This is a genomic window from Xanthomarina sp. (assembly GCF_035306605.1).
Taxonomy (GTDB): Bacteria; Bacteroidota; Bacteroidia; order Flavobacteriales; family Flavobacteriaceae; genus Xanthomarina.
In genome coordinates this window covers 1-14350 of record NZ_DATGNR010000059.1, presented here as the reverse complement: position 1 = coordinate 14350, position 14350 = coordinate 1, and the positions used below count along the sequence as shown (strand labels likewise).

Here is a 14350-nt window from a genome sequence, read left to right as displayed (position 1 = left end):
AGTATCGTCTTGAATAGCTTAGTCTATTCTATTCCCCTATTCCTTACTTAGCACTTAGATGAAATCGGAAAATACTACCCTATTTTTTCGTTTATTAAGATAAACCATGGGGTACCTTCCGTTCAGTCATTGCGCATTATTTATGAGATGTGGCTGGTACTTTTCTAAAATGAGATATGCTCCCATTTTAATTTATTTGGCAAGTTGAACAGGTTACGTGGTATGCTCCTATTCTTGTCTATTAGATGACTTATTATAAACCATTGGCTACTTTTTAGATAAGTAGCCAATGGTATTTGTTCATGCATAAGCCATGCAAATCGAAGGTATATTACTTCCCTTCTAAACGTTCAATTTTTGCACCAATAGCTTGTAAACGCGTGTCTATATTTTCGTAACCTCTATCTATTTGCTCGATATTGTGAATGGTAGATGTTCCCTTTGCAGATAATGCTGCAATTAATAAGGCTACCCCTGCTCTAATATCTGGAGAAGACATGGTTGTTGCTTTTAGTTGCGATTTAAAATCGTGACCAATAACAGTTGCTCTATGCGGGTCGCAAAGAATAATCTTAGCTCCCATATCGATTAATTTATCCACAAAGAACAAACGGCTTTCAAACATTTTTTGATGTATTAAAACACTTCCTCTTGCTTGGGTTGCCACCACTAAAATAATACTTAGCAAATCTGGTGTAAATCCTGGCCAAGGAGCGTCGGAAATGGTTAAAATAGAACCATCGATATAGTTTTGAATTTCATAGCCATTTGTATGCGCAGGAATGTGAATATCATCGCCTTGACGTTCAACTGTAATTCCTAATTTTCTAAATACGTTTGGAATTTGTCCTAAGTCGTCCCAACTTACATTGGTAATGGTCAATTCGCTTTTGGTCATGGCCGCTAAACCAATCCAGCTTCCAATTTCAATCATATCCGGAAGCATTCTATGGTCTGTTCCTTTTAATGAATCGACACCTTCAATTATTAACATATTGGAACCAATACCACTAATCTTTGCTCCCATGCGGTTAAGCATTTTACAAAGTTGTTGTAAATATGGTTCGCAGGCTGCGTTATATATGGTTGTAGTCCCTTCAGCTAAAACAGCAGCCATCACAATATTTGCTGTTCCTGTAACCGAAGCTTCATCAAGAAGCATATACGCTCCTTTCAGTTTTTTGGCTTCTACTCCATAAAAATACTCTTCTCTATTGTATCTAAATTTAGCTCCTAAATTAATAAAGCCTTCAAAATGCGTGTCTAATCTTCTTCTTCCAATTTTATCACCTCCAGGTTTAGGAATATATCCTTTACCAAAACGCGCTAAAAGTGGTCCTACAATCATGATGGAACCTCTTAATCCTTTTCCGTCTTCTTTAAATTGGGCAGATTCTAGATATTCTAAATTAACATTGTTAGCTTTAAACGTGTATGACCCTGCACCGATTTTATTAACTTCCACTCCTAGTTTTACTAGTAACTCTATTAGTTTGTTAACATCAACGATATCTGGAATATTGTGAATAGTTACTAATTCGGGAGTTAGCAAGACTGCACATAATATTTGTAAAGCTTCGTTTTTAGCGCCTTGAGGTTGTATTTTTCCTTTTAATTGGTGACCTCCTTCAATTTTAAATATTCCCATACGTTTAGGTTAGTAACGTTTTCTCGTTCTGTTTGTATTGCTTTTTTTGTGATGTGTTTTTTTAGGTGAAGACGTGTATTTTTTGGAACTTCTCATTAAACTTGAGGCATCTGTTAAATCTTCATCCTCATTTTTAAGATTGATTTTACCATCGGATAGTTCTCTTAAATGACCAAAAATAACCTCATCTTCCACGGTATCTTTGTTCCAGTTTAAGAAACTTTTTTTCATGTGATTAGCAATGGTGTAAATCAAAGCTTCCTTTAGTTCTCCTTCTTCCCAGGTACAAGCCACATCGATCATTGTTTTAATATTGTTTCCGTAGAATCTATATTTTGGATGATTTTGTGGGTACTTTAGTGGTTGCGGACTTGCATACAATTCCTCTCTTGAAGGTTTTGGGTATGGTGAATCCACGTCGATATCGAAGTCTGCCATGATAAACAATTGATCCCAAAGTTTATGCTGAAAATCTGGCACATCGCGCAAATGTGGTTGTAGATTCCCCATTACTGAGATGATAGCCTTGGCTACTTTATTACGTTCTTCCTTAGTTTCACGTGTTTTAGCATAGGTAATCATTTTCTGCATATGACGTCCATATTCAGGAATGATTAAATGTTCACGCTCCGTGTTATATTCTAAATTATCTATCAAAATAAATTTGTGGTGTTTTTAAGTTTTGCATGAAGTTAATTATGCACGCGCAAAGTACGAAAAAATATTAAAGACTAATAACGCCTTCCACTTTTTCTCCTACTTCTTTATATTTTTCAATCACCTGCTCTGGGTTCTTCATTTTAACGCTAATGGAAATACTGGTATAATTTCCATTTTTAGATTCCTTGGTTTGTATCACCGCACCTACATTGTTAAAAATGGCCTCCACCTTAGCTATAGCTTCTAAATTGGACTTCACTATAAACTTGTATAAATATTCTGCAGGCCATGAGGTATTTTCATAAAGCTGCGATTTTAGTTTGGTGTAAAACTCCTCTGATTTTTTATTGTCGTTCATTTCTATTATTTAGGGTCTTTTTTCTATCATCCTTACTTCATTCACATAAAATAAGCATTTTTTTTATATTTTTTGAAGTTTGTAAAGATACTATTTCCTTATGATTTTTTATTTAAGATTTAAATCACGAATTTTACAGCCAAAACCTTGCCAATTTTGAGTTTAAAAAGAATCGTCATAACTGGGGGACCAGGAACCGGAAAAACATCCTTAATTAACGAATTAACTAAGAGAGGTTACACTTGTTTAGAAGAAATTTCTAGACAGGTTACTCTTGAAGCTAGGAAAGAAGGGGTTGAACAGCTTTTTCTAAGTCAGCCATTTCTATTTAGTCAAAGGCTATTGGAGGGCAGAGTTAAGCAATACGAAGCCGCTTTGCGACTAGAAAACGACCTGGTATTTTTAGATCGAGGTGTGCCCGACGTTTTGGCATATATGGATTTTGCCAACGAAAGCTACCCTGAAGACTTTGTTGAAGCCTGTAATAGTTGCAAATACACGCAAGTATTTGTTTTAGCACCATGGCAGGAAATTTTTGTTAGTGATAGTGAGCGCTATGAAAACTTTGAGCAATCGCAAGAAATACACCAACAACTTCTTAAAACCTACCATAAATATCAATATAACTTAATAGATATTCCTTTTGACACCGTTGAAAACAGAGTAGATTACCTGTTAAAGAAGTTAAATGAGCTGTAATGCAGCATCCTATAAATATATTAGAGCGCTATTGGAATTTCACCTCGTTTAGACCCCTTCAAGAAGACATTATTGAAGCCGTTTTACAAGGTGAAGATGTGTTTGCCTTACTACCAACCGGTGGTGGTAAATCGCTATGCTTTCAAATCCCTGCTTTAGCCAAGGAAGGAATTTGCATCGTAGTATCTCCTTTAATAGCTTTAATGAAGGATCAAGTCAACGCTTTACAACAAAAAGGAATTAAAGCCTTAAGTATCACCAGTGGCATTCCCTATCATGAACTAGACACCTTGTTGGACAACTGTATTTATGGCAATTACAAGTTTCTCTATTTATCTCCAGAGCGCTTACAACAGGAATTGGTTCAAGATAGAATCAAGCAAATGCCTGTGAATTTAATTGCTGTAGATGAGGCGCACTGTATTTCGCAATGGGGGAATGATTTTAGACCTGCTTATAAAAACATTGAGCTTCTTAGACAAATTAAGCCAACGGTAAACTGCATTGCTCTAACCGCCTCTGCCACTGCCGAAGTGGTTCAGGACATTGTAGAAGAATTGGATTTTATTAAACCCAAAATATTCAAACAATCCTTTGAAAGGTCGAATTTAGCTTATATGACTTTTGATGAAGACGATAAGTATTACCGACTAGAAGCCATTTTAAAGAAAAACCCACAATCCTCTATAGTATATGTAAGGAGTCGACGATTGACTATCGAGATTTCGGAGTTTTTGAATAAGAAAGGAATTTCGGCTACGACCTATCATGGCGGTTTATCCAATAAGCTAAAAGAAGCGAACCAAAATCAGTGGATTAACAACCAAAAACAAGTGATGGTTGCTACCAATGCCTTTGGAATGGGCATTGATAAACCAGATGTTAAAACGGTGATTCACATTAATTTACCTGAAAGCATAGAAAGTTATTTTCAAGAAGCTGGTAGAGCTGGAAGAAACGGAAACAAAGCTTTTGCTATTATTTTAAAAAATAAAAGCGATGTGGTTTCGGTAAAAAGCCAGTTTCTAGAATCCTTGCCAAGTATTCAGGACGTCAAGCATATTTATAGAAAATTAAGTAATTATTTTCAAATTTCCTTTGGTGAAGGTCAGAACCAGGTTTACGATTTTAATTTCAATGCCTTTTGTAAAACCTATCAACTGCCAAGCTTAATTACTTATAACACCTTACAGTTACTAGATAGAACGAGTATTATTACCCTATCGAAGCAGTTTAATAGAAAAACAAGCCTTCAATTTATTATTAGCAATGCCGCTCTTTTTTCATACTTAGAAACCCATCCAGAACTGAGTGTTCTTGTTAAAACCATACTTAGAACCTATGGTGGTATTTTTGAAAACGATATAAAAATAAATAGTTTATTAGTTTCAGAAAAAGCTTCGGTTTCTGAAGATCGTGTATTTTCAGCTTTAAAACAATTGGAAAAAGATGAGATCATTACATTAAGTCTTTCGACCACCGATTCTGAAATAACCTATTTACAACCACGTGAAGACGACAATGCTATTAATAGAATTTCACATTATATTGACGCACAAAACAAGTTAAAGCACCATCAAGTCCATTCAGTTATCAACTATATAGAAAACGATAAGACCTGTAAAAGTGTGCAACTCCTCTCCTATTTTGGAGAAGAAAAAGTGAAGGCATGTGGAATTTGTTCCGTGTGTATCAAGAGGAACAAAACCCAAAACAAGTCGGACTTAAAACAAGTTCAAATAAAAGTATTGCAAGCTTTAAGTTCTGGTGAATTAAGTTCCAGGGAATTACTAGAGCAGGTATCCTGTTCAGAAACAGACTTACAAAATGTGTTGAGGCTACTATTAGAGCATGAATTTATTAGAATAACCAATAAAAACACCTACAAATTATATTAAATATGAGCGATTTAAGAATTGTATTCATGGGAACGCCGGATTTTGCAGTAACCATTTTAAAAGACTTAGTAGAAAAAGAATATCAAATTGTTGGTGTGATAACCGCTCCCGACAAACCCGCAGGAAGAGGAAGAAAATTAAATGAAAGTGCTGTAAAAGTCTATGCCCAATCTCAAGGCCTACATATTATGCAGCCTACCAATTTAAAAAACGAGGAGTTTCTGGCAGAACTAAAAAGTTTAAACGCCAATTTACAAATAGTAGTAGCGTTTAGAATGCTTCCTGAAGTTGTTTGGCAATTGCCGGCATATGGTACATTTAATCTGCATGCCTCCCTATTGCCAGACTATCGAGGCGCTGCCCCTATAAATTGGGCCATAATTAATGGTGAAACAAAGACGGGTGTTTCCACCTTCTTTATAGATGAAAAGATTGACACCGGTGAAATTATCCTTCAAGAAGAAGTAGCCATAGCCCCTACCGATGATGCTGGTATATTACATGATAAGCTCATGCATGCCGGAAGTGACTTGGTTATAAAAACCGTAAATCTCATTAAACAAGGCTCTGTAAGCACTCAAGCACAGCCAAAAACTGAAAGCCCTAAAACGGCAAATAAACTAAACCGAGACAACTGTAAAATAGATTGGACAGACAGTATGACCAATATATACAACAAGATTCGTGGTTTAAGTCCTTATCCAGCTGCTTGGACCTATTTAAAAAATGGTGAAGACACCTTAGATGTAAAAATCTATGCTTCAGACCTAGAAAAAGAACCCCATGAATTAGCCATTGGAGATTTAGTAGTTACTAAAAAAGAAATTAAAGTAGCAGTAAAAGAAGGCTTTATACATCTAAAAGAATTAAAGCTTCCTGGAAAGCGAAAAATGGACGCCAAATCACTTTTAAATGGATATTCATTTGCAGCCTCATCAAAAACGTTCTAAACCCTTATAGTTGTTGATATTGCAAAATATCCGATGAAATGCACTAGCTTTATTAACAATTATGCAAAGTTATTAACAATCTGCCGGATTTCCCACGTCATTACTTGCGTGGTTTAAGAATCCGTATAAATTTGTAATGGATTTAACAAAAAAAGAATGTTTAACCAACAATTTATTAATAATTAAAATTAAAATTATGAACAAATCAGATTTAATCGATGCTATGGCAGAACACGCAGGAATTACTAAAGCAGCTGCAAAAAAAGCTTTAGAATGTGCGTTAATTGAAATTGAAGGAGCGTTACAAAAAGGTAACAGAGTTTCTTTAGTTGGTTTTGGATCTTGGTCAGTATCTAAAAGAGCTGCAAGAGAAGGAAGAAATCCTCAAACAGGAAAAACTATACAGATTAAAGCTAAAAACGTTGTTAAGTTTAAAGCTGGATCAGATTTATCAAATGCAGTAAACTAAGATTTACTCATTAACAATTTAATTAAGCCTTCGAAGTTTCGAAGGCTTTTTTTTTATATCTATTTGTAGTTAAAAAAATATTTATTACATTTAAATTATAATCCTCTTAAGCTATGATTACAATAAAACCCAAAAAAGGTGATTTGTTAATAGCAGAACCATCCATTATAGGAGATTCTTCTTTTAATCGCTCCATCGTATTACTGGCAGATCACACAGAAGAAGGCGCGATAGGCTTTATTTTAAATAAACCATTAGACTACACCATTCAAGATTTAATTCCGGAAATAAAAGCTAGGTTTAGAATTTACAATGGAGGTCCCGTAGAGCAAGACAATTTATATTTCATCCACAAAGTACCAGAACTTATTCCTAACAGTATAGAAATTTCAATGGGAATTTATTGGGGTGGCGATTTTGACACTGTAGCCGAACTCATTGCTCGCAATGAATTAAGCGAGAATAACATTCGTTTTTTCCTTGGTTATTCTGGGTGGGAAACCGATCAATTAGAAGATGAGTTAAAAACCAACTCGTGGGTGGTTACTGAAAACATCTATGAAAAATCTATTATAGAAAAAGACTATCAGTTTTTCTGGAAGGAAAAAATGGTAGAATTAGGTGAAGAATACAGTATTTGGTGTAATGCTCCGGAAGATCCGAGTGCCAATTAAACTGCCAATCTTATCTTTACATTTAGTTTTTGAAGTAAGTTTTTTGCTACTTCATTAGTAAATGCTTTCTTTCTATAATTTGTTACCGGTTGAATTCCGGTAATGACGTTAGTAATAAATATTTCGTCTGCCTTTTGTATTTCGAAAGGAGAAATAGATGCTTCTTCTAGCGTATACTCCGGTATTTGTTTTATAATTTCTATCAGTTGTTTTCTTATAATTCCTTTTAAGCAACCATCTAAAAGCGGTGGCGTTTTAATGGTATTCCCTTTTACTAGAAACAGGTTCCCGTTTAAAGCTTCAACCACTTGTTTGTTGGTATTTAAAAGAAAGCAGTTTTGCAAGCTATTTTCCTTTGCATAAATACTTCCCACCACATGTAAAACTTTATTGTTTGTTTTTAAGGTAGACAGCAAGCCTGGAGCTAGGTAGAAATCTTTAAACAAATCGGTTTCATACGTTTCTTCGTTTAGCAAATAAAAGTCCGATTCTAGTGGTTTGGCAGAAATTAAATAATCTACATCATTGGTTTCTGGCAAATACAAGCCTCCTTCTTTTCTATTAACAAACAGTTTTACTCGGTAGGTTTGCTCTAAGCCGTTATTAGCTGTTAGGAGTTTTAAAATCTCTTCTTGAAGAAATTCCATGGTGAAATTCATTGGGATTTCCATTCTTAATATTCGCATGGATGCCATTAACCTGAAGTAGTGGTCTTCCCAAAATAGAATTTTACCATGGGACACTTTTATTGTTTCAAAAAGTGCATCACCATAATTAAAGCCTCTATTTGCTGTTGAAATAATTTGATTTGTATCTGTAAGTTTCCCGTTAAAATTGACCATAAAAAATCCCGAAATAAATTCGGGACAAATATAAGTTAATAAAGTAAAAATCCACTAAGCAGAACCTAATACCTGTTTTAAATCTGAAATCTGATTTTCCCAAAGCATTTTTGTTTCTTCCACCTCATCTTCTTCAGAAAAATCTGTAACGATAATACTCACGTCTTTGGTAATTTCGTCCACTTGAATTTTAATTTCAAAATAGTACGATGGTTCTTCATCAGCCAACCATTTAAACTTAATACGTTCCCCACTTTTTTTACTAACAAGTTTAGCTTGCTCTTCTACACCATCCCAAATGAACTTAAACAGCTCGCCACGAGAGTTTACATTTTCTGCGAACCACTCTGATAAGCCCGAAGGAGTAGATATATATTGGTAAAGTAATTGAGGTGAAGCCTGAATAGGGAACTCCATTTCAAATTTAATTTTTTCGTCCATTTTAACATTGTATTATAAGCGCTCAAGATATACATTAATTAATAAGTTTAAAACATTTTTTAAAAATAATCAACAATTTACCCCGACAAAAACACGCTTTGGTTTTACACAAATCATCCTGTTTAAATATACTACAATAATTATTAAGTAGATACATGGTTGCCATCTACTAAAAATGCGCTTGTAAATTCTTGTAATAACTTAGGTGGGCGAGATTTTTAATGGCGCCCGATGTAAAAACTCCTTGTGATTTATTTTTGACTAATTATTCACCCTTCTTTAAAGCACTAAGATTATGGTCCTTATGTGCTTTAACAAATAATATTAAATAATAATTAGCACTTATGTTTGCTCTCTTTAAATTTGTTTTTATATTTGCAGCCGTTAAAAAGGCATCTTATAATTATTTTAAGATGATTTATTAATTATGGCGAGGTAGCTCAGTCGGTTAGAGCGTCGGATTCATAACCCGGAGGTCTCGGGTTCAATTCCCGATCTCGCTACGAAATTAAAGTCCAGTACCTAAGGTATTGGACTTTTTTTTATGCCTATACTTTTGCTTTCTTTTCACCTTAGCGCCCTCCCTCCTTTTTCGACTCTATTTCTGCCTAAAAAGTAAGTCCCTGTTACCGAGGAGCTTTTCGTTATTTTTATTATCTTGTTATATCTGAATTTGGAATGGTTTATTATGAAAACACACTATCACATTATTATAGCAGGTGCCGGTGGTATTGCCGAAGCTGCTGGACTTATTTTGGCAGAATGGAGTTCTGTTACGCCTACTATTTACATAGGAGATCGCTTCCTTGATAAGGCCGAAAACGTTGCGCGGTGGATTATGGATGGCAGCACTAAACCGTGTCAGGTGATTCCCTTTCACTTGGATGCCCAGGTTATTAGTAAAGAGATGGAGGGGATTTTTGAACAAGGTGACGCCCTACTCGACTGCTTACCTGGTAGTTTAGCTCCTACTATGGCTCGTATGGCTAAAACTCATCAGCTGTATTATGCCAATCTTACAGAATATGTGGCGGAAACCAATGAGATTATCGATATCGCCCAAGGTGCCCAAACAGGGTTTGTATTACAAACTGGGTTAGCCCCTGGCTATATTGATGTATTGGCTCATTATTTGTTTCAAAGGTTTTGTAAGCACTATGAGGTTGAACAGGTTGACACTTTAGAATTTAAAGTTGGTGCGCTGACCAATCATGCTATCTCCCCTCATTTTTATGGATTTACTTGGAGTCCGATAGGGGTTGCTACGGAATACTTAAAGGACTGTATTGTTATTCGGGATTATAAAAAGACTACGCTGCCTGCGCTTTCGGAAAGGGCTCGTATTATTATTGATGGTATTAGCTATGAGGAAGATTTAACCTCGGGAGGTGCCGCCGACTTACCCGATGCTTTAAGCGGAAAAGTGAAGCAATTAGATTATAAAACCTTAAGACATCCTGGACATTATGCTTGGGTAGAAGAGCAATTGAAAGGCTTAAGTTCTGGTACAGATCCTATTTCTGGTTTACAAGAGATTATGCTAAGAGATATTCCGCATATAGAAGACGATCAAATTGTTATTTATGCTGCTGTAGAAGGCACAGACTCTCAAGGGGTTTTACGCAGACAGGAGGTTGCTAAACACGTGCTTCCTCAACTTATTGGTAAACACAAACTACGAGCTATTCAGACCACGACGGCAGCGGCATTGGTACAAGCTATTAGCTGGTTGTTAGAAACCCAGCCAAAAGGCGTTGTATTCCAAAGTCAGTTGGATGGTACAACCTTTTTAAACGGTGACTTTATTAGTCGCGTTTATGGAAGGTTATAGGGTTCGTTTAGATATTATATACTTAGATAAGACAGTCAGGGTCCAACACTTGTTTGTTGGACTTTTTTATTGGCATATATCCGTTCTTACTATGAATTTCATTAGAGTCTGAGGGATTGAGCGACGCACTAGACTTAGACTCTTGACGACCTTTTTATATTACTTGCATGACTATGATTTGTTAAATGTACCTTGTTTATACGGGGTTACTACGGAGTATGTAGGGGGTTCATACGCTATACATACGCTATACCTATTGCGTATGTTGCTGATTTATACTATATTAGCGTATATTTAATACAACACCATAAGAACTATGGCAAGACAACGAGGACTCTTTAAGATTAGCGGCACTATTGGAGACTTGAATTTCTTTATTATGGAGGGGAAAGGCTTTGTTCGTAAGGCGGGTGGTGGTTTTAATGGCGAGGCTATCCGAACTCAGGACAATATGAAACCTGTACGGGATAATTCCACGGAATTTGGGCATTGTAGTAGGACTAAAGGCAAGTTTCGAAGGGCTTTACTTCCTTTTTTTGGAGGATTAAAGGGGAAGCAGATCCACTCGAGGTTGATGACTTTGTTTACAAAGCTTAAGAGTTTGGATTTGATTTCTGAACGGGGAGCGCGACAAGTTAAACTTGGGTTGCAAACGGCTAAAGGGAAACGCATGCTTAAGCAGTTTGATTTTATCCCCAATCAGGAGGTGATGTCGAATTTATACATGCATTCTCGGTTTAACTGGAACACGCAGCAGTTGCAGGTTAAGAATTTCAACCCTAGTTTGTTTAAAATGCCTAAGACCGCCACTCATATTGGCATTACCTTAGGGGTTTTAGACTTTGACTTTGATAGTTTGAACTCTGCTTTGGAAGTGTCTCCTACTTGCTTTTTAGCGGTTGATGCACCTTCCTCTACTTTTGATTTGGTGCCGGAGGATGTGGTTAGCCCTCAGTATTCTGGAGTTGCAGTGATTGGTATGCGGTATTACGAGATCATCGACCAGGAGGTTTATGATTTACAGATGGGCATAGCGGTTCGGGTGTTGGATTATATGGGATGAGGGGAATCTCCTCTACTCTATTGGGATTGAAAGGCGTTTCAAACAAGCTTTTAAGATAGGTTGTTTTGATTGTCACAGGGGGTACACAGTTAGGTTAGTGTTTTAAGCTGTACCAAGTAGAAAATAAAAAAAGCTTAAACATCTATTTAAGCTTGGAATGGGGTTGTGTGAAATTAAAGGGAGACATGGGGTTGGTTTTTTCTTGGGCAAGGTTTTATAATACGATTTTAATATCAGTATTACGTAGAACTTTATTACGATGCTTGACTTCATTAGGCTCAAAATAATCTCCGCCTCTAACTTTCCACCAATTAGTTTCTTTCATTATTGATATAACTTCATTATTAACTAAATTTCTATATTCTTCTTTATCATGATTTGAAATGTTTTTGACTGAAATTAATTCAGTCGGTTCGTACATTTCACACCATTTAGAGCCTTTCTTATTATATTCTTTTAAAATTCCAAGTTTTAAATTCCTCGCAATTCCGACAAAATATTTATCCATTTTTAATTTAAGTACAAAAACAAATACTCCGTGATAATTCAAGTTGAATCTTTTAGGGTTCAGAACTGGTAAAAGTTCATCTCCCAGATCAGAGTTATTACATAGTAAGAATCGTAATTTTTCTGTATTAAGGGTACAATAATCACCTCCTCTAACATTTTTCCATCCGATTTTTTTCATCAATTCTATGGTTATAGAGTTTTCCAAAAACATTGCTTCTGACACGTCCTTAAATCTAGTTTCAATTACCTCAACAAGTTCAATCGGTTTATTAGTTTTTGTCCATTCGGACCCTAATTTTCCGTTTGTATGACTCTTAATCCTTTCATTAACGTTTACTGTTTGACCAACATAATATTTATCATTTTCCAATCTTAATATATATATTTTTATCATATAATTTTTTTTTGTTAGATGAAGTGTGAATTTAATCAAGGAGTTTGAATATTAATGATCCTTATAAAAGTGCTTTGGTGAAATATTTCTGTTTTTTAGTTGTTTTTTTTGCGACTGAGCTTTATTGGTAAATCGCTTTTTTTAGATTGCCATTCTCACCATAGATCAGCCATTCCATTACCTCTTGAATTAAATTTTGGGATTAATCTAGAAGCTATGGTTGTTTTATCAATTTGTTTTTACAAATATTCTCCTTCTCCTCTTTGAATTAAAGATTTAAGATTAAAACAATCCGTACTAATCAATCACCGGATAATTTATGATACCCCAGTCCTCTCCTCCATTGCTTATCATGACATCTATGATAATGGGTAATAGAAATTCTAGGATTTGACTCGCATCTTTAACTTGAGAGCGATTCAGTTTGCTTTGATAGGTTGCACCACCGTGAATTAATTGGTTTCGAACTGTATATAATCTATCCAAAACTAACTCCAATAGTTTAGACACCTGTTGGTGTGCTAAATAATTTCTTGAATCTATTTGAGATTGTTTAAAACGTGACTCCCAATCTATTGAATCTCCACGTTGTGCGTCCCAAAATTGCTTGTATGCATATTTATTATCAATTAACAATCTTACAGGGCCTGGAAACTTATACCATAAAATTTTAAAGAATCTTTCTTCTACATCGTAATTGACCAGCTTTGCAATAAAGTCTCTAAACCGTTTCTTTTCTGACAGCTCGTGCTCATGCGCATCATTATCGGCATAACAGGCATTAAAGGCAATCCACAGTGTTATAAATTTTAAATCTGGATTATCGGCTTGTTCTTCGGCACATTTGACCCAACTTATTGCACGGTGTAATCTGATGGCATTATTATCATCTAAAGTATCAGAGACGGCCTTTAGTTTACGTTTTAAAAGTGATGCTTTTATAATCTGTATATCGTGGTCGGTATTATTCAAATCTTCATTAATGTCATCAACTCACACTCCTGCCTTTTTCTTCGACGATTGTGAATCTTTTATTTTAAGTAAGGTTTAGCTAAGTTCGGATAAAAGTATTTTTTTTAACTCATAAGCCTTGAACACTTGCCATCCGCTTCATGGTATCAAAAAACGCTTGATAAAAGGCTTCATCCTTGGCGTATAAGCGATATAAGTCTAATTCTTGCTTGCGTTGTTTGGACATGACATCATCTAAGATCTTTTTAAAAGCTAAATCCTTGTTTTGTGCATCACTGTTCTCTGCTACTTTTGATTGAAAATCTGGATGTGCTTGAATAGACTTTGTTAAACTAATGAACTTTACACGTTGGTCGTCTGGTGTAGCTTCCCAACCTTGAAACCAACGCTCGTTAAAGCTATTGATAATCAAATCTAATGGATCTTTTTCCTCATCTTCACCATGTGCTCCTCTAGGATTTGGGTTTTGAGGATCTACTTCTGTTTCTGAATCATCTAATCCAATGGTTTGGTTTAGTTTTACGCGCTCTAAACCATAAGTGGATAAATCGACAGATTCTAACAATTCATCTAAACCGTCAACGTCATCTGGACGAATAGGTAATTTTGGAATCAAGAATTTCAAGAACCAAAACAGTTTTTCCCAATTCAATATTTCATAAGGCATAATCGAAGCCATTTGCCCATAGATTTTCACAAACTGTTTTGCTTTGATCTTAAAGTCGGCTTTATCATCATCTTCTAATTCTAATTCATTAATAAACCGTTCGGCAGCTCTTTCTATGATTGGACTTAAAACCTGTGCATCTTCTTTGTTGAAAAACTTGATATTAAAATCCTCTACCTCACTCCACTCATAAACACCTACTGCATCTAATGCGTCTTTTAACTCATGCAATACATTTACATCGGTTGCTTCGCTTAATGACGTCGCTGTGTAA

Annotated in this window: 14 protein-coding genes, 1 tRNA gene and 1 pseudogene; 8 read left to right on the top strand and 8 right to left on the bottom strand. The window is 35.5% G+C overall.

The window, feature by feature from the left end; translation table 11 throughout:
- Window positions 1-331 precede the first annotated feature (331 nt).
- The 3 genes from murA to VKY41_RS08950 form a co-directional block, all read right to left on the bottom strand.
- Window positions 332-1648: a UDP-N-acetylglucosamine 1-carboxyvinyltransferase gene (murA, locus tag VKY41_RS08960; RefSeq protein ID WP_500814107.1), complete on the bottom strand. Its 1317-nt coding sequence runs from the start codon at window positions 1646-1648 to the stop codon at window positions 332-334.
- A 9-nt stretch (window positions 1649-1657) separates the two neighbouring features.
- Window positions 1658-2305 carry a DUF4290 domain-containing protein gene (locus tag VKY41_RS08955; protein WP_500814106.1) on the bottom strand — a complete coding sequence of 216 codons (648 nt, stop codon included), beginning with the start codon at window positions 2303-2305 and terminating at the stop codon, window positions 1658-1660.
- A 67-nt stretch (window positions 2306-2372) separates the two neighbouring features.
- Window positions 2373-2666, bottom strand: a complete 294-nt coding sequence (locus VKY41_RS08950) for a DUF493 family protein (protein ID WP_500814105.1) — start codon at window positions 2664-2666, stop codon at window positions 2373-2375.
- A gap of 156 nt (window positions 2667-2822) precedes the next feature.
- Between VKY41_RS08950 and VKY41_RS08945 the strand changes: the two genes are divergently transcribed.
- From VKY41_RS08945 to VKY41_RS08925, 5 genes are all read left to right on the top strand, one after another.
- The gene (locus VKY41_RS08945; protein WP_500814104.1) at window positions 2823-3365 is read left to right on the top strand and encodes an AAA family ATPase; all 543 of its coding nucleotides are present in this window, start codon (window positions 2823-2825) and stop codon (window positions 3363-3365) included.
- The gene (locus VKY41_RS08940) at window positions 3365-5263 is read left to right on the top strand and encodes a RecQ family ATP-dependent DNA helicase (protein WP_500814103.1); all 1899 of its coding nucleotides are present in this window, start codon (window positions 3365-3367) and stop codon (window positions 5261-5263) included. Before VKY41_RS08945 ends, VKY41_RS08940 begins: the two co-directional genes overlap by 1 nt.
- Before the next feature lie 2 nt (window positions 5264-5265).
- Window positions 5266-6213, top strand: coding sequence for a methionyl-tRNA formyltransferase (gene fmt / locus VKY41_RS08935; protein WP_500814102.1), 948 nt, complete (start codon window positions 5266-5268; stop codon window positions 6211-6213).
- A 196-nt stretch (window positions 6214-6409) separates the two neighbouring features.
- On the top strand, window positions 6410-6682 hold the full coding sequence (locus VKY41_RS08930) for an HU family DNA-binding protein (protein ID WP_500814101.1): 273 nt from the start codon (window positions 6410-6412) through the stop codon (window positions 6680-6682).
- Window positions 6683-6795: 113 nt separating this feature from the next.
- Window positions 6796-7356: a YqgE/AlgH family protein gene (locus tag VKY41_RS08925; protein WP_500814100.1), complete on the top strand. Its 561-nt coding sequence runs from the start codon at window positions 6796-6798 to the stop codon at window positions 7354-7356.
- On the opposite strand, the gene VKY41_RS08920 is transcribed toward VKY41_RS08925, so the two are convergent.
- On the bottom strand, window positions 7353-8198 hold the full coding sequence (locus VKY41_RS08920; protein ID WP_500814099.1) for an aminotransferase class IV: 846 nt from the start codon (window positions 8196-8198) through the stop codon (window positions 7353-7355). The genes VKY41_RS08925 and VKY41_RS08920 overlap by 4 nt on opposite strands.
- 54 nt (window positions 8199-8252) lie before the next feature.
- The gene (locus VKY41_RS08915; RefSeq protein ID WP_500814098.1) at window positions 8253-8639 is read right to left on the bottom strand and encodes an START-like domain-containing protein; all 387 of its coding nucleotides are present in this window, start codon (window positions 8637-8639) and stop codon (window positions 8253-8255) included.
- Between the two features lie 429 nt (window positions 8640-9068).
- Here VKY41_RS08915 and VKY41_RS08910 point away from each other — a divergent pair.
- From VKY41_RS08910 to VKY41_RS08900, 3 genes are all read left to right on the top strand, one after another.
- A tRNA-Met gene (locus VKY41_RS08910) sits at window positions 9069-9142 on the top strand.
- Window positions 9143-9327: 185 nt separating this feature from the next.
- Window positions 9328-10470: a saccharopine dehydrogenase family protein gene (locus VKY41_RS08905; RefSeq protein WP_500814097.1), complete on the top strand. Its 1143-nt coding sequence runs from the start codon at window positions 9328-9330 to the stop codon at window positions 10468-10470.
- Between the two features lie 316 nt (window positions 10471-10786).
- Window positions 10787-11533 (top strand): hypothetical protein, encoded by a 747-nt coding sequence (locus VKY41_RS08900; RefSeq protein ID WP_500814096.1) that lies wholly within the window; start codon window positions 10787-10789, stop codon window positions 11531-11533.
- A gap of 214 nt (window positions 11534-11747) precedes the next feature.
- On the opposite strand, the gene VKY41_RS08895 is transcribed toward VKY41_RS08900, so the two are convergent.
- The 3 genes and pseudogenes from VKY41_RS08895 to VKY41_RS08885 form a co-directional block, all read right to left on the bottom strand.
- Window positions 11748-12437: a GIY-YIG nuclease family protein gene (locus VKY41_RS08895; RefSeq protein WP_500814095.1), complete on the bottom strand. Its 690-nt coding sequence runs from the start codon at window positions 12435-12437 to the stop codon at window positions 11748-11750.
- Window positions 12438-12734: 297 nt separating this feature from the next.
- Window positions 12735-13409, bottom strand: a complete 675-nt coding sequence (locus tag VKY41_RS08890) for a hypothetical protein (protein ID WP_500814094.1) — start codon at window positions 13407-13409, stop codon at window positions 12735-12737.
- A 109-nt stretch (window positions 13410-13518) separates the two neighbouring features.
- Window positions 13519-14350, bottom strand: a pseudogene (locus VKY41_RS08885) (type I restriction endonuclease subunit R); the annotation flags it as partial.